This is a genomic window from Pseudomonas sp. RC10 (assembly GCF_038397775.1).
Classification (GTDB): domain Bacteria; phylum Pseudomonadota; class Gammaproteobacteria; order Pseudomonadales; family Pseudomonadaceae; genus Aquipseudomonas; species Aquipseudomonas bambusae.
This window is the reverse complement of record NZ_CP151650.1, coordinates 3,180,798-3,199,548: the sequence shown is the minus strand read 5'-3', so window position 1 is coordinate 3,199,548 and position 18,751 is coordinate 3,180,798. Positions and strand designations below refer to the sequence as shown.

12 protein-coding genes and 2 riboswitches are annotated in these 18,751 nt (G+C 61.3%); of the genes, 6 read left to right on the top strand and 6 right to left on the bottom strand.

What is annotated here, in order from left to right; all coding sequences use genetic code 11:
• Nucleotides 1-72: 72 nt before the first annotated feature.
• Nucleotides 73-3,846 carry a cobaltochelatase subunit CobN gene (gene cobN / locus AAEO81_RS14760; RefSeq protein ID WP_341964317.1) on the bottom strand — a complete coding sequence of 1,258 codons (3,774 nt, stop codon included), beginning with the start codon at nt 3,844-3,846 and terminating at the stop codon, nt 73-75.
• 2 nt (nt 3,847-3,848) lie between these two features.
• Nucleotides 3,849-4,919, bottom strand: coding sequence for a cobalamin biosynthesis protein CobW (gene cobW / locus AAEO81_RS14755; protein ID WP_341964316.1), 1,071 nt, complete (start codon nt 4,917-4,919; stop codon nt 3,849-3,851).
• A 132-nt stretch (nt 4,920-5,051) separates the two neighbouring features.
• A riboswitch (cobalamin riboswitch) is annotated at nt 5,052-5,273 on the bottom strand.
• Between the two features lie 67 nt (nt 5,274-5,340).
• Nucleotides 5,341-5,554: riboswitch (cobalamin riboswitch) on the top strand.
• 96 nt (nt 5,555-5,650) lie between these two features.
• On the opposite strand from cobW, the gene AAEO81_RS14750 reads away from it, so the two are divergent.
• The 4 genes from AAEO81_RS14750 to cobM all read left to right on the top strand — a co-directional run bounded on the left by AAEO81_RS14750 (nt 5,651) and on the right by cobM (nt 7,861).
• Nucleotides 5,651-5,836 carry a CbtB domain-containing protein gene (locus AAEO81_RS14750; protein ID WP_166598057.1) on the top strand — a complete coding sequence of 62 codons (186 nt, stop codon included), beginning with the start codon at nt 5,651-5,653 and terminating at the stop codon, nt 5,834-5,836.
• Between the two features lie 11 nt (nt 5,837-5,847).
• Nucleotides 5,848-6,573, top strand: a complete 726-nt coding sequence (locus AAEO81_RS14745; protein ID WP_341964315.1) for a CbtA family protein — start codon at nt 5,848-5,850, stop codon at nt 6,571-6,573.
• Entirely contained in the window at nt 6,573-6,974 is a 402-nt protein-coding gene (locus AAEO81_RS14740; RefSeq protein ID WP_341964314.1) for a cobalamin biosynthesis protein, read from the top strand. Before AAEO81_RS14745 ends, AAEO81_RS14740 begins: the two co-directional genes overlap by 1 nt.
• A 140-nt stretch (nt 6,975-7,114) precedes the next feature.
• Complete coding sequence (gene cobM, locus AAEO81_RS14735; protein ID WP_341964313.1) at nt 7,115-7,861, top strand: precorrin-4 C(11)-methyltransferase; 747 nt, start codon at nt 7,115-7,117, stop codon at nt 7,859-7,861.
• A gap of 692 nt (nt 7,862-8,553) precedes the next feature.
• On the opposite strand, the gene nfuA is transcribed toward cobM, so the two are convergent.
• The 3 genes from nfuA to AAEO81_RS14720 form a co-directional block, all read right to left on the bottom strand.
• Nucleotides 8,554-9,147 carry a Fe-S biogenesis protein NfuA gene (nfuA, locus tag AAEO81_RS14730; RefSeq protein ID WP_120126365.1) on the bottom strand — a complete coding sequence of 198 codons (594 nt, stop codon included), beginning with the start codon at nt 9,145-9,147 and terminating at the stop codon, nt 8,554-8,556.
• Between the two features lie 121 nt (nt 9,148-9,268).
• Entirely contained in the window at nt 9,269-10,291 is a 1,023-nt protein-coding gene (locus tag AAEO81_RS14725) for an acyltransferase (RefSeq protein ID WP_341964312.1), read from the bottom strand.
• A 335-nt stretch (nt 10,292-10,626) separates the two neighbouring features.
• Nucleotides 10,627-12,942 carry a fatty acid cis/trans isomerase gene (locus tag AAEO81_RS14720; RefSeq protein ID WP_341964311.1) on the bottom strand — a complete coding sequence of 772 codons (2,316 nt, stop codon included), beginning with the start codon at nt 12,940-12,942 and terminating at the stop codon, nt 10,627-10,629.
• 174 nt (nt 12,943-13,116) lie between these two features.
• On the opposite strand from AAEO81_RS14720, the gene metH reads away from it, so the two are divergent.
• Together metH and AAEO81_RS14710 are read left to right on the top strand one after the other, a co-directional pair.
• Nucleotides 13,117-16,827, top strand: coding sequence for a methionine synthase (gene metH, locus AAEO81_RS14715; RefSeq protein WP_341964310.1), 3,711 nt, complete (start codon nt 13,117-13,119; stop codon nt 16,825-16,827).
• A 90-nt stretch (nt 16,828-16,917) separates the two neighbouring features.
• Entirely contained in the window at nt 16,918-17,160 is a 243-nt protein-coding gene (locus AAEO81_RS14710; protein ID WP_341964309.1) for a DUF2970 domain-containing protein, read from the top strand.
• A 9-nt stretch (nt 17,161-17,169) separates the two neighbouring features.
• Here the strand turns inward: AAEO81_RS14710 and AAEO81_RS14705 are convergent, their stop codons facing one another.
• Nucleotides 17,170-18,258: an ABC transporter substrate-binding protein gene (locus tag AAEO81_RS14705; protein ID WP_341964308.1), complete on the bottom strand. Its 1,089-nt coding sequence runs from the start codon at nt 18,256-18,258 to the stop codon at nt 17,170-17,172.
• Nucleotides 18,259-18,751: the final 493 nt, after the last annotated feature.

The following is an 18,751-nucleotide window of genomic DNA, read 5'->3' as shown; positions in this document are numbered from 1 at the left end:
TGTCGCAGCATCGCAGGTATTTCGAACGCCATTCAGCGCCTTCGGCCAGAATCAAAAAACCAGCAACGGCTCTCAGCTTTCTTCTATATCCAACAACAAGTTTTCCAGCGCCGCGCGGTAGTCGCCCGGCTCTTGCCACAGGCCCCGCTGCTGAGCTTCCAGCATCCGCTCGGTCATGTCGCGCAGGGCATCGGGATTGTGTTGCTGGATGAAGTCCCGCGTCGAGGCGTCGAGCAGGTAGGCGTCGGCTAGCAGCGCGTATTGGTGATCGTCGATCAGCTCGGTCGTCGCATCAAACGCGAACAGGAAATCCACGGTCGCCGCCATTTCGAACGCGCCTTTATAGCCGTGCCGTTTGACGCCTTCGATCCACTTCGGATTCGCCGCCCGCGAACGCACCACCCGGTTCAACTCTTCTTTCAAGGTACGGATTTTCGGCAAGTCTGGCTGGCTGTGGTCGCCGTGGTAGCTCGCCACCTTGTCGCCGCTGAGGCTTTCCACCGCCGCCAGCATGCCGCCCTGAAACTGGTAATAGTCGTTGGAGTCGAGCAGGTCGTGCTCGCGGTTGTCCTGATTCTGCACCACGGCTTGGACCTGGCTCAGGCGTTTGGCGAAGTCGTTGCGCGCGGGGGTGCCTTCATCGGCGGCGCCATAGGCATAGCCGCCCCAGTTCAGGTACACCTCAGCCAGGTCTTCCCGCGTTTGCCACAGGCGGCCGTCAATGGCGTTCTGCACACCCGCGCCATAGGCCCCCGGTTTGGCACCAAAGATGCGCCAGCCAGCCTGTTTCGCCGCCTGTTCGACGCTCAAGCCTTCGCGCTCCAGTTGCTCGCGCTCCTGACGAACGCGGGCGGCGAGCGGATTCATGTCGTCCGGCTCATCCAGCGCGGCGACGGCTTGCACGGCGGCATCAAACAAGCGAATGAGGTTGGCGAAAGCATCGCGGAAGAATCCCGACACCCTCAGCGTGACATCCACCCGTGGCCGGTCCAGCAAACTCAGGGGCAAAATCTCGAAATCGTCAACCCGCTGACTCCCCGTCGCCCACACCGGACGCACGCCCATCAGCGCCATGGCCTGGGCAATGTCGTCGCCTCCGGTGCGCATGGTCGCCGTGCCCCAGACCGACAAGCCAAGTTGACGTAAATAGTCACCATTGTCTTGTAAGTGCCTTTCCAGCAAGAGATTTGCGGATTTAAATCCGATGCGCCACGCGGTCATGGTCGGCAGGTTGCGCACGTCCACCGAGAAGAAATTACGCCCTGTCGGCAGCACGTCCAGCCGCCCGCGACTCGGCGCGCCACTGGGGCCTGCCGGGACAAAACGGCCACTCAGCGCATCCAGCAAGCCTTGAATTTCTACAGGCCCACAGCTGTCGAGACGCGGTATCACAACCTCTCTAATTGCATTAATAACTTCAGATAATTCATTGTTTGCAAACGAATTAATTTCTTGAATATCGCTCGCGATCTGCTCAACCAGATGCGCTGCATACAGCTCCAGCCGCTCCCGTGTATCCCCTACCGTGCGCCACGGATCATCACTGACTTCATGTAAAACCTGAGGTGTCGGCCCCGCCCACGGCGCACCCAACTCGCAGTCCAACGGGTCAAAACCCAGCGCCAGCGCGTTGCTCAAGGTCCGCAGTAGACTGGCATTCGCCCCCCGGCCATCGCCACGGGGCACCCGCAGGATCGCCACCAAGGTATCAATACGCAGTCGCCCGCTCGGGGATTCGCCAAACACGTGCAGCCCGTCGCGGATCTGCGATTCCTTCAGATCACACAGGTACGTGTCCAGCCGGGGCAACCAGATCGCGGCATCGGCATCGCTGTCGAGGTCTTCGCTCAGCGCCAGTTCCCGGTCGATGTGGGTTTCGCGCACCAGCCTGAGAATATCCTTTTGCAGCTCACGGGCGCGGCGCGGATCGAGCAGCTGCGCTTCGTAATACTCGTCCGCGAGCAATTCCAGATTGCGTAATGGGCCGTAGGTTTCGGCGCGGGTCAGGGGCGGCATCAGGTGGTCGATGATGACGGCCTGCGTGCGACGCTTGGCTTGGGCGCCCTCACCCGGGTCGTTGACGATGAACGGATAAATGTTCGGCATCGGCCCGAGGATCGCGTCCGGCCAGCACTGTTCGGACAGGCCGACGCCCTTGCCCGGCAGCCATTCCAGATTGCCGTGTTTGCCGACGTGAATGACCGCGTGTGCGCCATACGCCTTGCGCAGCCAGAAATAGAAGGCCAGGTAGCCGTGGGGCGGAACGAGGTCCGGATCGTGATAAACCGCGCTGTGATCGACGTTGTAGCCCCGAGCCGGCTGAATGCCGACAAAGGTCAGGCCGAAACGCAGCCCGGCGATCATCATTCGGCCGTTGCGACACATCGGGTCGCTCTGCGGTGAACCCCAGCGCTCGATCACGGCGTCGCGATTGGCCTCAGGTAGCGCATCAAAGGCCGCCAGGTAATCGTCCATCGCCATGCTCTGGTGGCAAGGGCGCTGATCGAGGCTGTCCGGGTCGTTGGTGACGCCGCCCAGCAAGGCATGAATCAGCGCGGTGCCCGATTCCGGCAAACCTTCGACGGGATAGCCCTCGTCTTGCAGGGCCTTGAGGATGTTCAGCGCTGCTGCCGGGGTATCCAGGCCGACGCCATTACCGATGCGCCCGTCGCGGGTCGGGTAGTTGGCCAGAATCAGCGCCACGCGCTTGTCGGCGTTGGCCGTGCGCGCCAGCAACACCCAGCGTCGCGCCAGTTCGGCGACGAAATCCATGCGCTCAGGCTGGGCGCGGTAGCAGACCACATCGGACTGACTGCGCTCGCTGTGCCAGGCCAGGTCCTTGAAGCTGATGGGCCGGCTGATGATGCGTCCGTCCAGTTCCGGCAGCGCAATGTGCATGGCCAGATCCCGAGCGCCGAGGCCCTGTTCGCTGGCTCGCCACGCAGGTTCGTTGTCTTGGGCGCAGATCGCCTGAATCACCGGAATGTTGCGGCGAAACGGTCGCAGGTGCGGCACTTCGGGGCTGGATTGGGCGAAACCGGTGGTGTTGAGTATGACCTCGCAATCGGTCTCGTCGAGCCAGTCCTGCACGGCGCTGAGGCACGCCGGTTCCTTCAGGCTGGCCACCGCAATGGGCAGCGGGTTAAGGCCCTGGGCCAACAGCCGCTCACAGAACACATCGATGAACCTGGTGTTGGCCGCCTGCAAGTGCGAGCGATAGAACAGCACTGCCGCCACCGGTTGGTCGGCGCGCCAGTCGGCTTGCCAGTCAGCGAGGTCGGCGCTGGCCTTGCGCGGGTGATAAATCGCGACACGGGGCAATGTCTGCGGTTCGTCCCAGGGGTAATCGCGGTCCAGCCAACGATTGGCCAGGCAATTGAATAGCTGCAGGGCGTTGTGTTTTCCGCCCTGGCGCAGGTAGTGCCAAAGCCGGTCGCGGTCCTCGGCAGGTTCGGTGCTGAGGTCGCTGAGTTCCGGGTCGGGACGGTCATCGCCGGGCACCAGAATCAGCTTCACCCCGCCGCGCTTTCTAGAGGCCAGCTCCACCAACCGCTCCACACCGTAGCGCCAGTAGCCGATGCCGCCGTGCAGCGAAATGAGGATGACCTTGGCGTGCTGCAACACCTCTTCGACGTACAGGTCGACCGAGGCGTGGTTCTGCACCTGCATGGGGTTGGCCAGGCGCAGGCTGGGGTAGTCGTCCGGCAGCTGCTGCGCGGTTTCCGCGAGCAATGCCAGATGGGAATCGCCGCTGCACAGGATCACCAGATCGGCGGGGGTCTGACCGAGGTCAGCGATGCAGTCGTCGGGGACGAAGCCGCCGGGCTGGGTGCGCAGCAGGTGCATGGTTAGCCTTTGATCTCAAGCGCGGCGCGCAGCTGGGCTTCCAGCACGGCAGCGTCCAGTTCCTGACCGATCAGCACGAAGTGGCTGACGCGCTCTTCATCGGCTTTCCACGCGCGGTCGAAGTGTTTGTCGAAACGGGTGCCGACGCCTTGCACCAGCAGGCGCATCGGCTTGCCCGGAATCGCCGCGAAGCCTTTGACGCGCAGGATGCCGTGCTGCACGACGGCCTGGGTCAGCGCGTCGAGCAACAGCGCTTCGTCCGCCTGGGGCAGCGAGATGGAGATCGAATCGAAAGCATCGTGATCGTGGTCGTCGTGGTCATCGCCGTCGTGATGATCGTGGTGGGTCTTGCGGCCATCGATGTGCAGCTCGGATTCGGCACCCAGGCCCAACAGCACGCTGATCGGCAGCTGGCCGTTGCTGGCTTCGATGACTTTCACCGCAGGCGGCAGTTCTTCGGCGACTTCGGCGCGCACGGAAGCCAAGGCAGCAGCGTCGAGCATGTCGGCCTTATTGAGGATGACGAGGTCAGCGCTGGCCAGTTGGTCGGCGAACAGTTCGTGCAGCGGCGATTCGTGGTCCAGGTTCGGGTCGAGTTTGCGCTGGGCATCGACCTGATCCGGGAAGGCGGCGAAGGTGCCGGCGATGACGGCCGGGCTGTCGACCACGGTGATCACGGCGTCAACGGTGCAGGCGTTGCGGATTTCCGGCCACTGGAAAGCCTGGACCAGCGGCTTTGGCAGCGCCAGGCCCGAGGTTTCGATGAGGATGTGGTCCAGATCGCCGCGACGGGCAACCAGTTCTTGCATCACCGGGAAAAATTCTTCCTGAACGGTGCAGCACAGGCAGCCGTTGGCCAGTTCGTAGACGCGGCCGTTGGCCTCTTCTTCGGTGCAACCGATGGTGCATTGCTTGAGGATTTCACCGTCGATGCCCAGCTCGCCGAATTCGTTGACGATCACCGCGATGCGACGGCCTTCGGCGTTGTCGAGCATGTGGCGCAGCAGCGTGGTTTTGCCCGAGCCGAGAAAGCCGGTGACGATGGTGACGGGAAGTTTGGCCAGTGTTTTCATGGTTGCCCTCAGGCGCAGCGGCGGGCAAACAGGACGAGAACCGCGTTGCCCTCGCAGAAGACAGGCCTGCCGTTCAATTCGCCACCGGATCACCCCGCCCGGTTGTGTTGAGAATGCGTCGGGCTGTCTGAAAAACAGGCCCGTGTTCGAGGCAGGTCTCCTGGCTCACGGCGGCGAATGGCTGGCAGGGTTGCCAGATCAGACGCATTCATCGCGCCTTCCCGCTCGCGCAGTGGCTGTGCAATGAACATGACCGTTTACAGTTGCGGGGGCAGCTGTGGCTTGCACCACATTCCCTTCTTAGCGCCGCGTCCGACTCAAGCAGAGCAGCGAACCTCAAGTGCGCAAGGCTACGCAGTGGCCGGGGGAAGGTCAACGAGGAAACGGCGCTGCGATTGACTGCCAACCGGCTCCGTGGTCTCCTACACGCCTTGTTACGGGTGCCCTTCACAGGGTGAAACGGGAAACCGGTGCGTGCAGACCTCTTGTCTGTGCAAGTCCGGCGCTGCCCCCGCAACGGTAAGCGAGCGAAGAATCAGATCCACTGTGTCATTGCGGCACGGGAAGGTGATTCTTGACGGCAGGTCCACTGCCCCTCGCAAGCCCGGAGACCGGCCCGACACATTCACATAACAAACCCGCGGTGGGCGGGCGCTGTTGAGTTGGCTACTGACGTCGGTCAGTGGTTTGCTTTGCGCCTTCCCTTCGCTGAGACCTCAGAGGGAAGCGCCATGTCGATCAGCACCACATCCCAATCCGCAAGCACTGCCAGCACCCAAAGCCAACGCCTCACTGCCGCCATCAGCGCGATGATCCTTGGCGCCTGCCTGGTCTACTTCGCCGGTTTCTCGCACATCGCCGCCGTGCACAACGCCGCCCACGACACCCGTCACAGTTCCGCCTTCCCTTGCCACTGAGACCTGCCGCCATGTTCAAGCGAATCGCTCAAACGGCCGGTTTCACCGGACTGCTCGCCGCCCTGTTGCTGACCTTGCTGCAAAGCTTCTGGGTCGCGCCACTGATCCTCGAAGCGGAAACCTACGAACACGCCCCTGCCGCTGCAGAAGTGCATGAGCACGCGCACGCCGAAGGCGCCATGGCGGCCCACGTTCATGACGAAGAAGCCTGGGAACCGGAAGACGGCTGGCAGCGCGTGCTGTCGACGACCGGCGGCAACCTGGTGGTCGCGGTCGGTTTCGCCCTGATGCTCGCGGCGCTGTACACACTGCGCACGCCAAACAGCGTTCGCGAAGGCGCGCTGTGGGGGCTGGCCGGTTTCGCGGTGTTTGTCCTCGCGCCGACCCTCGGTCTGCCGCCTGAATTACCGGGCACCGCCGCCGCCGACCTGACCCTGCGCCAGACCTGGTGGGTCAGCACCGCAGCGTCAACCGCCGTCGGCCTGGCGCTGATCGTCTTCGCCCGCCATTGGCTGCTGAAAGTGCTGGGCGCAGCGATTCTGGTCGTGCCTCACGTGATCGGTGCGCCGCAGCCGGAGGTTCATTCGGCTTTGGCCCCTGAAGCGCTGGAGGCACAATTCAAGATCGCTTCGCTGCTGACCAACGCCGCATTCTGGGTCGCGATGGGCCTGATCAGCGCCTGGCTGTTCCGTCGTTACAACGCGCAACTGACCGCAACCGAGTTGAGCCACGCTTGATGAACCCGGACATTCGTGTGATCGGCCTCGGCTGCCAGCGCGATTGCCCGGCGTCAGTGCTGCAAGGGTTGATAGAGGTCAGCCTGCTGGAACATTGCTTGTCGCTGTCCGACATCACCGCCCTCGCCTCTATCGACAGCAAAGCGTCAGAGGCGGGGTTGCTGGAACTGGCTGAACGGCTGGGCCTGCCGTTGGCGTTCTTCAGCGCCGAAGAACTGACAGCGTTTGAGCCGCGGCTGAGTCATCATTCGCAGATTGCGTTCGACAGCACCGGCTGCTACGGCGTGGCCGAAAGCGCAGCACTGGCGATGGCGGCGCGGTTGGGCGGGTCGTCGGCGAGGTTGGTGATCGAACGGCGAAACAGCTCACGGGCCACGTTTGCGTTGGCCGCCAGCCCATGACGCATTTGGCGATGCAGTCTCTGTAGGAGCGAATTCATTCGCGAAGCGGTTCGGGCGCTAGAGATGTATTGGCTGTACCCACCCTTCGCGAATGAATTCGCTCCCACAGAGGATCAACCCCGCTATACGTTGGAGATTCAATGACCGTTTACTTCATCGGCGCAGGCCCCGGCGACCCTGACCTGATCACGGTCAAAGGCCAGCGCCTGATCCGCACATGCCCCGTCATCATCTACGCCGGATCGCTGGTGCCCGAGGCCGTTTTAGAGGGTCATCAAGCCGTTCAGGTGACCAACAGCGCCGAACTGCACCTCGAACAGATCATCGCCTTGATGAAATCTGCTCATGCACAAGGCCAAGACGTGGCACGCGTCCACTCCGGCGACCCCAGCCTTTACGGCGCCATCGGTGAACAGATTCGTCACCTGCGCGAACTGGGCATCCCCTTCAAAATCATCCCAGGCGTCACCGCCACCGCCGCCTGCGCCGCGCTGCTTGGCACCGAACTGACCCTGCCGGACATCTCGCAAAGCGTCATCCTCACCCGCTACGGCGACAAAACCGCCATGCCTGAGGGCGAAGAACTGAGCGAACTGGCGCGACACAAGGCCACCATGGCCATCCACCTGGGCGTGAACAACCTCGGCAAAATCGTCGCTGAACTCACGCCCCATTACGGCGAAGACTGCCCGATCGCCGTCGTCCACCGCGCCAGCTGGCCGGACCAGGACTGGGTCACCGGCACCCTCGCCGATATTGAAGGCAAGGTAGCTGCCAAAGGCTTTCGCCGAACGGCACTAATCCTCGTCGGCCGCGTGCTCGGCAACGACGCCTTTAGCGAATCATCGCTGTACCGCGCAGGGCATGCGCATGTGTACAGGCCGTGATATTTCAGCTGAGGCCTGTGAAACGGGGGTTGTCTGATCGTCCGCCTTCGCTGCCGTCGTAACCTCCGGCGTCTCCTACAAGGATCAACGTGTGCCGCGGCCGGATGGAAAAAGCCAGTCCTGTGGGAGCGAATTCATTCGCGAATGGGCCGGTACAGCCACCCCATCTCCATCGTCTGAACCTTCTTCGCGAATGAATTCGCTCCCACAGTTTGAAGATCGTGCAAGGAGCGAAGCCGTGCATACACCCTTATCCCGCGATGAGCGTTAGCTCCAGCCAGATCGCTTTTGATCTTCTCCCTCGCCAGTCCAGACACCGCAGAACGCGACTTGGGTGCAGGCCGAACGCAGGTGCGCGGAGTGGGTCGAGCGGCATGGATGCCGCGAGAGCGCCGCAAGGACATGGATGTCCGTTCGGCGCGGGCCCACGGAGCGTCGCCGAAGTGAGGGAACCCTGACGAAGTCAGGGCCAAACCAGGAGCAAAGCGTTTTTGGTTACTTTTGGGGCGCTCTTGCCAAAAGTGACCCGCCGTAAGGGCGGAACCTTAGCCAGTCGCGACGGAAAAACCGGGTATGCCCCCACTCCCAAGCACACAACACACCCGCCCTTACCGTACCCAAACCCCAATCCCCCAAACGCCACCCATAAAAAAGCCCGCATCTCTGCAGGCTTTCTGGATAACACCCATCACTCAGTAGTAAGCATTCTCTTTCTGAGTATGGTCCGTCACATCACGCACACCCGACAACTCGGGAATCCGCTCCAGCAACGTACGCTCAATCCCTTCCTTCAACGTCACATCCGCCTGCCCACAGCCCTGGCAACCGCCACCGAACTGCAACACAGCAATGTTTGCCTCATCTTCCTCAACCACATCAATCAGCGTAACCTGCCCGCCGTGACTCGCCAGACCCGGATTGATCTCCGTCTGCAAGTAATAATTGATGCGCTCGTTGATCGGACTGTCAGCATTGACCATCGGCACCTTCGCATTCGGCGCCTTGATCGTCAGTTGGCCACCCATGCGGTCGGTCGCATAATCGACCACCGCGTCATCCAGAAACGCTTCGCTGAACGAGTCGATCCACGCCGTGAAGCTCTTCAGGCCAATGGCCTTGTCTTCCGGCTTCTCTTCGCCCGGCTTGCAGTAGGCGATGCAGGTTTCAGCGTATTGGGTGCCAGGCTGGGTAATAAACACGCGGATGCCGATGCCGGGGGTGTTCTGCTTTTGCAGCAGATCGGCCAGGTAATCGTGGGCGGCATCGGTAATAGTAATAGCGGTCATGAAAATTCCTCGCAGACGTGGGACGGAGTTTACGCCATTCCACGGCAACTGACAAAGTCCTAGTAAATCGGTCAGGTAATGCACCTGCGAGCCACTTTCATCCCGCCCGTCACACCGCCCTTCACGACAACGCAGCCGCGTCCTTGAGCGCCCGGCGACTGTCCAGCCATCCCTTCATGCGGCGATACAAGCCCTTTTCGATCCACTCGTAACTGAGCCACGCACCCAACGCGATGACCGGCACGCACACCGCGAACGCTGCGTACGGGTTCAGCCCGAAACGCTTGGTCGCCAGCCAGCCGCCGTACAGTACCAACACGTGCAGCAGGTACACCGAATACGAACAATCGCCCATGGTTTTCAGCAAACGACTGCCGCGCAGGTAGGGTTCGAGGGAAATGCACGCCACAACGATGACCGCGCTCGGCAGGCCCCAATTGATGATGCGCACGTCCGGTGGCAACTGCTTGATCGTCAGCAGCGCCCCGCCAATCGCCATCAGTGGCAACCACAGACGCTCGGTGATCCAGCCACGGCGGTAGATGACGCCAATGCCGATCCCGAGCAGAAATTCGTAGACGATGTCGTTGGCGTAGAACCGGCTGATCAGGCCGGAGCGGCCCAGCACGTCGGTTACTGCAAACAGCGCGGCGGCGATGATCAGCGGACGCAAACGCTGCTGAAAGAGGAAGACCATCGAAAACAGCACGTAGAACAGCATCTCGTAATTCAGCGTCCAACCCACGTTCAGCGTCGGGTACAGCCCGTAGCCGCCAGGGTTTTCCGAGGGGATAAACATCAGCGACAGAATGAAGCTTTGCCAGTCGACCACCTGGTGCGGCAGCAGCGGATGCGCGACGACGACCAGCAAGCCCATGACCAGCGTGTAGAGCCAATAAGCAGGGACGATGCGAATGATGCGGTTAAGCATGAAGCGGCGGACGGGAATGTCTTTGTCCACCGTCGAGAGGTAAATCACCAAACCGCTGATGACGAAGAAGATGTCGACGCCGACGGCGCCTTTTTCAGTGAAAAACCGGCCGACCGGGCCGCTGGGATGAAAGTCGAAAAAAATCTGCATGAAGTGGTGACACACAACGACCCACGCGGCGAGTGCCCGCAGGGCTTGAACCGAAATCAACATCTGTAACCTCTTGCTTGCTCGGGTTTGACCCACGCCCCTGGACATCAAAAATGCCCACGATGAAGGAACGGCTTACGGGGTCCGACTGCGTGTTTTGCAAAAAGGTTCGGCAGGACTGACGGGCTGCATAATGGCTGCAGGCCATGTTTTATAAGGCTTTTCGGGTTTCACTCAACGAAAATGGGGTGACGCAGCGCGTTCGGATGGCGCAAAAAAGTGTAGGAGCCGGCTTGCTGGCGAAGGCGGTGTGTCAGCAGATGCATTCAACCCTGACACGACGCCTTCGCCAGCAAGCCGGCTCCTACAGGAGGAACGTGGCCAGTCAATGAAGCCGTTTACAGATTCTCATACCGGTTCATGTCCAACACCCCCGCTTCTCGCGGTTCGGTCTCCTGAATGTAGCGGTCCAGGTCATGGAAATACGTCCAGAACAGCGGATGACTGCGGCGTACACCCCACCGCTCGACGATCTTCTCGAAGGCCGCTTTGTGCTCGCGGGCCTGCTCCATTGCGTCGACGAACGCGTTCACTTCGTTGGCCGGGATGTTGAAGATGAAATTCGGGTAGCTGCTCAACACACCCGGATAGATCGTCAGCGTATCCAGCCCCGGCTGGTAGCGGTACGCCTCGCCGAGCAGGAACGCGACGTTGCTGTGGGCGCGGTTGCGCAGCAGGCTGTAGACGACGCGTTTGCCGTTTCCGTCCTGAATCCGCAGCATCGTCGCTTCCGGCAGTTGGTCGATGACACGCAAGCCCGCCGCCGGACGCGACACGAGACGGCTCAACGACTGTTCCACATCGCTAAATACCGGCCCTAGACCCGGACGCGAGCAATACGCGCCGGTGCAGCGGTTGATCGGATCAGGGGCAGCGTTCAACGTCCCTGCCCGCTCGATCAGCTTGCGTTCGAAGTCGCGCTTGGGATCTTTTTCGTCCAGCTTCAGGCCGGTCGGCGTGTCGTCGTCGATGGCCTGATAATCCAGCCACATCTTCACTTTGCCGCTGTCCTGATACCAACTGCCGAGGATGTCGTCGCGCTTGTCGGCCGGCATCAGGCGCAGGAAGTTAACTTCGGCGCCGTTGCGGATCAGGTCGAAGTACAGACGGGTCTGCACCTGATGGGACACGTTGCCATAGACGTCGAAGTTCACCACCAACTGGTAATAGGTGCGTTCCAGCAGCGGGTAGTCGAACAGCCAGACTGTGGTCGGCAGGTCGCCGATCAGGCCCTTGTTGACGGTGGCGCTGTCGAAGTGGCGGAAGATGGTCAGCAAGGCACTGTCGTTGCCCGCCCACAGCGTCGCCCAGCCCGGTGGCGGCATGTGCGCGTAGGCGTCGCTGCGCAGGTCTTCATAGGCGTTGCGCTTGTTGCGGTAGTCGTGCCACAGGCTCAACACGCTGCCGACGTCGTCGTTCTGCCCCGGCATCGCCAGCAACGGCGTGGCCTTGCCGCGATAGACCGCGTCGGTGATGTAGCGGTCATGGGCGGGCTCCTGGAACAGCGCCCAGAAATGGTCGCGGATCACGTCGGTGGCGATCTGGCCTCGGCAGACTGGCCCACGAATGAAGGTGCGCACGAAGTATTCGGCGTTATCCAGCATGAACTGGTAACGCGCCACGGCCGGGATTTCCTTGAACGTGTCGAACGGGTTGGCCCGGCGCTGAGGCCCGTAGCCCGGCAGCTGCGTGGCGTGCCAGTCGCCGCTGTAAAACAGCTGCTTCACCCGCGCCAGTTTCTGCGGCCCCATTGGGTAGGTGATGTGGGTCTTGTGCACGATGACGCCCTGAATGGGCATCAGGCGGTAATAAAAGGTGGTGCCCGGATCGTCATCGGGACGGCGGGTAGCGATGAGGTTGACCGGCTGACCACTTGGCGTCCGTGAACGCACCCACTGGAAGAAATGCCCCTGCTCGCCGTCAGTGAAATAGACGTGCGCCAGGAACAGGTGCTCGTACAGCCAGCGGGCTACCAGCGCCTCGGTGGAACCCGGCCGGTTGAACAGGTTTTCCCACTCAGTGATTTCCGCCGCTTCCCCCGCGCTCGGCTGCACCGGTGTTTGCTCGACCGGCGCGCCCTGGGCCAGCCAGGTTTGCAGAGTGGTGTACTGAGCGTCACTCAGGCCGGTGACCGCCAGCGGCATGCCCTGACCCGGGTGCGACTTGGCGTAGCCCTCGAACTCCTGAGGCAGCGGGCACATGTTCTCGCGATTAAGCCCCAGCACGATGTCGTCCGGCAGCTTGGCGTTGGGCACCAGCGGCGCACTGTGGCCGAATTCGAGCATCTTCGACAGCAACGCCGCCTGATTGCTTTGGCCATCCAGCACTGAATAAAAGCCTTTCTTGCGCCAGGCGTCAGGGCCTTCGGCGTCGTAGAAAATCCGCGTCGGCGCAATCGCCTGGCTGCGCTCGCCCTGATACACGGGCACCTTGGACGCCCCGCGCAACACCGCTTCCCCGCTGCCCAGATTCAGTTGGCATGCGGCATCGTTACAGGCATGGCAGGCCACGCACTTCTCGGTGAAGATCGGCTGAATGTCCCGGCTGTAGGAAATGGCCGGATGGGGGATAGAGGATGGCGGAAGAGGTGATTGCGCGAGCGCCGCACCGCATAACAGAAGGGCCAACACCGTGGCGAACACGCGATGCAACATGGAACGGACGTCCTGAAAGAAAAAAACCTGCGACGATTCTACCCGTGGCGAGCCGCCATCAACATGAGCAGAATTCATCTAAATCCTGCGACGGTTTAAAACCGTACAGGTTTGCTATTATTTCGCACCTTTCTGCGTCCCCTTTTTTTCGTATTTCTTCGTCCGGGTAAGCCAATGTCAGATCGCAACGCGCGTCTTCAAGCACTTCAACAAGCTCTCAAGGAACGCATTCTGATTCTCGATGGCGGCATGGGCACCATGATCCAGAGCTATCGGCTGGAGGAAGAAGACTACCGGGGCAAGCGCTTCGCTGACTGGCCGAGCGACGTCAAGGGCAACAACGACCTACTGGTCCTGACCCGCCCGGACGTGATCGGCGCCATCGAGAAGGAATACCTCGACGCAGGCGCCGACATTCTCGAAACCAACACCTTCAATGCCACCCAGGTATCCCAGGCCGATTACGGCATGGAAGCCCTCGTTTATGAGCTGAACGTCGAAGGCGCACGCCTGGCGCGCAAGGTCGCCGATGCCAAGACCCTGGAAACCCCGGACAAGCCGCGTTTCGTCGCAGGCGTGCTCGGCCCGACCAGCCGCACCTGCTCGCTGTCGCCGGACGTCAACAACCCCGGCTACCGCAACGTCACCTTCGATGAATTGGTGGAGAACTACACCGAGGCCACCAAAGGCCTGATCGAAGGCGGCGCGGACCTGATCCTCATCGAAACCATCTTCGACACCCTGAACGCCAAGGCCGCGATCTTTGCCGTGCAAGGCGTGTTCGATGAAATCGGATTCGAACTGCCGATCATGATTTCCGGCACCATCACCGACGCCTCGGGCCGCACCCTGTCGGGCCAGACCACCGAAGCGTTCTGGAACTCGGTGCGCCACGCCAAGCCGATTTCCGTGGGCCTGAACTGCGCGTTGGGCGCCAGCGAACTGCGCCCGTACCTGGAAGAGCTGTCGAACAAGGCCGAAACCCAGGTTTCCGCGCACCCGAACGCTGGCCTGCCCAACGAATTCGGCGAATACGACGAGTCGCCTGCCGAGATGGCCAAGGTCGTCGAAGAGTTCGCCCAGAGCGGCTTCCTCAACATCGTCGGCGGCTGCTGCGGCACCACCCCGGCGCACATCAAGGCCATCGCCAATGCGGTCTCCAAGTACCCGCCGCGTGTCATTCCGGACATTCCGAAAGCCTGTCGCTTGTCGGGTCTGGAGCCGTTCACCATTGATCGCAGCTCGCTGTTCGTCAACGTCGGCGAGCGTACCAACATCACCGGTTCCGCCCGTTTCGCCCGCCTGATCCGTGAAGACAACTACACCGAAGCGCTGGAAGTCGCCCTGCAACAGGTCGAAGCCGGTGCCCAGGTGATCGACATCAACATGGACGAAGGCATGCTGGACTCGAAGAAGGCCATGGTGACCTTCCTCAACCTGATCGCAGGCGAGCCGGACATCTCCCGGGTGCCGATCATGATCGACTCCTCGAAATGGGAAGTGATCGAGGCTGGCCTGAAGTGCATTCAGGGCAAGGGCATCGTCAACTCGATCAGCATGAAAGAAGGCGTCGAGCAGTTCATCCACCACGCCAAGCTGTGCAAGCGCTATGGCGCCGCCGTTGTGGTGATGGCGTTCGATGAAGCGGGTCAGGCCGACACCGAAGCGCGCAAGAAGGAAATCTGCAAGCGCTCCTACGACATTTTGGTCAACGAAGTCGGCTTCCCGCCGGAAGACATCATCTTCGACCCGAACATCTTCGCCATCGCCACCGGCATCGAAGAGCACAACAACTACGCGGTTGATTTCATCAATGCCTGTGCTTACATCCGCGACGAGCTGCCGTATGCGTTGACTTCGGGTGGCGTGTCCAACGTGTCGTTCTCGTTCCGGGGCAACAACCCGGTGCGCGAGGCTATTCACTCGGTGTTCCTGCTGCACGCGATCCGCAACGGCCTGACTATGGGCATCGTCAACGCGGGCCAATTGGAGATCTACGACGAGATCCCGCTCAAGCTGCGTGAAGCGGTGGAAAACGTGGTCCTTAACGTCAATGAGGAAGGCACTGAAAAGCTGCTGGCCATCGCCGACGAGTTCAAGGGCGACGGTTCGGTGAAGGAAGCCGAGACCGAAGAGTGGCGCGGCTGGGAGGTCAACGAACGCCTCAAGCACGCGCTGGTCAAGGGCATCACCACCCACATCGTCGAAGACACCGAGCTGTCGCGTCAGTCGTTTGCGCGCCCCATCGAAGTGATCGAAGGCCCGTTGATGGCCGGCATGAACGTGGTCGGCGACCTGTTCGGCTCGGGCAAGATGTTCCTGCCGCAGGTGGTGAAATCCGCCCGCGTGATGAAGCAGGCAGTCGCGCACCTGATCCCGTTCATCGAAGCCGAAAAAGGCGACAAGCCGGAAGCCAAAGGCAAAATCCTCATGGCCACGGTGAAAGGCGACGTGCACGACATCGGCAAGAACATCGTCGGGGTGGTGTTGGGCTGTAACGGCTACGACATCGTCGACCTCGGCGTGATGGTGCCAGCGGAAAAGATCCTGCAAGTGGCCAAGGAACAGAAGTGCGACATCATCGGCCTGTCCGGCCTGATTACCCCGTCGCTGGACGAAATGGTCCACGTCGCCCGTGAAATGCAGCGTCAGAACTTCAGCCTGCCGCTGATGATCGGCGGCGCGACCACGTCCAAGGCGCACACGGCGGTGAAAATCGAGCCGAAGTACAGCAATGACGCCGTGATATACGTCACCGACGCCTCCCGGGCCGTTGGCGTGGCGACGCAGTTGCTGTCGAAGGAGTTGAAAGCCGGCTTCATCGAGAAGACTCGCGCCGAATACGTCGAAGTTCGCGAACGCACCTCGGCCCGCAGCGCTCGTACCGAGCGCCTGAGCTACAGCGCGGCCATCGCCAAGAAGCCGCAGTTCGACTGGGCCGAGTACCAGCCACACACGCCGACCTTCACCGGGGTCAAGGTGCTGGAAGACATCGATCTGAACGTGCTGGTGGATTACATCGACTGGACGCCGTTCTTCATCTCCTGGGACTTGGCGGGCAAATACCCGCGCATCCTTACCGACGAAGTCGTGGGCGAAGCGGCGACCTCGCTGTTCAAGGACGCTCAGGAACTGTTGCGCAAGCTGATTGACGAGAAGCTGATTCGCAGCCGTGCGGTGTTCGGTTTCTGGCCTGCGAATCAGGTGGACCACGACGACATTCAGTTGCTCGACGACAACGGCGAGCCGCTCGCCAAGCTGCATCACCTGCGTCAGCAGATCATCAAGACCGACGGCAAGCCGAACTTCTCACTGGCCGACTTCGTCGCGCCGAAAGACAGCGGCGTGACCGACTACGTGGGCGGCTTCATCACCACGGCGGGCATCGGCGCTGAAGAGGTGTCCAAGGCGTATCAGGACAAAGGCGACGACTACAACGCGATCATGGTAAAGGCACTCGCCGACCGTCTGGCCGAAGCCTGCGCGGAGTGGCTGCACCAGCAAGTGCGTAAAGAGTATTGGGGTTACGCCTCTGAAGAGCAGTTGGACAACGAAGACCTGATCAAAGAGAAATATGTCGGCATCCGCCCTGCCCCCGGTTACCCGGCGTGCCCGGACCATACCGAGAAAGGTGTGCTGTTCGACCTGCTCGACCCAACCCAAGGTGACGGTAAACCGGGCATCAGCGGTGTATTCCTGACCGAGCATTACGCGATGTTCCCGGCGGCAGCGGTCAGCGGCTGGTACTTCGCTCACCCGCAGGCGCAGTATTTTGCGGTGGGCAAGGTCGACAAGGATCAGGTCGAAAGCTACAACGCCCGCAAAGGCCAGGAAATGCGCGTGACCGAGCGCTGGCTGGCGCCGAACTTGGGGTATGACGAGTAACGTCGCTCCCGCGCAAGCCTGCGTCTGCCGAAGGCGTAGATACCGCAGCGCGGACCGTGAGCTATCCTCCTTGGATACAAGGAGGATGTCATGGAACCCTCATCCAACGATTCCCCTCAACACCCCGAAGATCCCAAACCACCCACCTTCTGGCAGATGCTGCACAGCGTCATGGCGGCAGCCTTTGGCGTGCAAAGTCACAAGAATCGGGAGCGAGACTTTACCCATGGCAAACCCTCGCATTTCGTGATCCTGGGCGTGGCATTCACGGCGATTTTCGCGTTGGTGTTGTTGGGCATCGTGCAACTAGTGCTGTATTTCGCCCTAAACTGATAGCGGCGCTCAGTTGGACGTTTCCAGCCGCACGAAGGGGTACGTCACGCTCGGCGGGCTGTGCCCCCCGACAAACTCACGCACGTCAATGTCGTAATCGTCGCGGGCATTGGCCTGCATGAAGTGCACGCTGTCGCGACGCTCCCTGATCTGCATCGCGCGCACGATCCATGAGCCGATGGCCTGACGGGTTTTGGGGTCAGCATGATCGTAATCATTCAACAGCACCAGCGCCCAGCCGCCCAGCGTGAAATGCCCGCCCGCCACCACCGTCAGACGCCCTTCCAGCAAGGCTTGCAAGGCTGCCGTGGAGTCGTTGATGGTGCCGAGCCAGATGTCCTTGCCCGGCTGCTTGCCCGCCTCGCGCACAGCATCGATGACACCAAACGCCATTTGATCGCTCGCCGTCCAGATGAGGTGCACGTTGGGGTAGCGCTTGAGCAGCACTTGCGCCTGTTCATACGCACGGTCCCGGCGCCAGCCGCCAAGGACGATCTGCCGAAGACGTATCTCCGGGTGTTCGGCCAAGGCGCGATAAAGGCCGCGCTCGCGCTGCAACGACACCGGCGTGCTGTTGGTGCCGGAAAACGCCAGCATGTCAATGGTCTGGCCGGGCAGCACCGGAGGATGCGAGTCAATCAAACGCTTGGCGACGAGATACCCGCCCTCCTCGTCGTTGGCCACCACACTGCCGAGGAAATCCGGGTAGCGACTGTGCAGGTCGCCGAGAATGGCCAGTTGGTCGTCTGTGAACGTGTTGTTCACTGCCAGCAGTTTCACGCCGCTGCCCACGGACAGACGTAGCACCTCCGGCGCCACATTCAGCTCATTGGAAAACACCAGATAATCCGGACGCGGGCTGCCCTGCAACGCTTTGCGCGCGAGGGTCAGCAAGGTGCGCGTATCGCGATCGGTGTAATAGACGGTCAGGTCCATGCCCAGCCGACTGGCAGCCGCCTCCATGAATCGGGAATAGCTGTTCCAGTAAGGATCAGGCGTCGAACCCGGATTGAGAAACACCACCGACGCGGCCCAGGCACCGCCCAGCCACAGCCAGCCCACGACGCCAATGAGGCAGCCACTGAAAAACCTGATCATGGACACCGAGCCTCAACGCCATAAAGTATGCAGACGACCTTGCACAGGTCTGCTTATACCTTATCGGCAGCGGCCGGGTAAGTTGTACCCCGCGTCAGCCCGGTGTCCGCGCTACTGGTGACTGACCCAGAAAACGGCGGCCCCCACGACGAGTACGATGAGAAAGAAAATCGCCCAGGCATCTACATGACTGTCGGACTTGGCAGTTTTAGGGTGGTGGTTGCTCATTGCATCGCCTCTTGTCGGTCTTATGGGTGATTGCAGATCCAGCCTGCCGGAGACGGTTGACCCCGGCTGTCTCGTGAGTAAAGTTGAGGCGTGTCCTTATCACAAGGGGGACCGTGGGCAACTGACGAAGCGCTTAGCACGTTCGGTTCTTTGCTTATATTCAAACATCACTTTTGCGCATATCCACAAACTGGTAACCTCCGCCCGGCCTCGTTGAGGCTGCGCGACCGTGCGCGCAGATTTGTCGGGACATCCTGAATGCAGG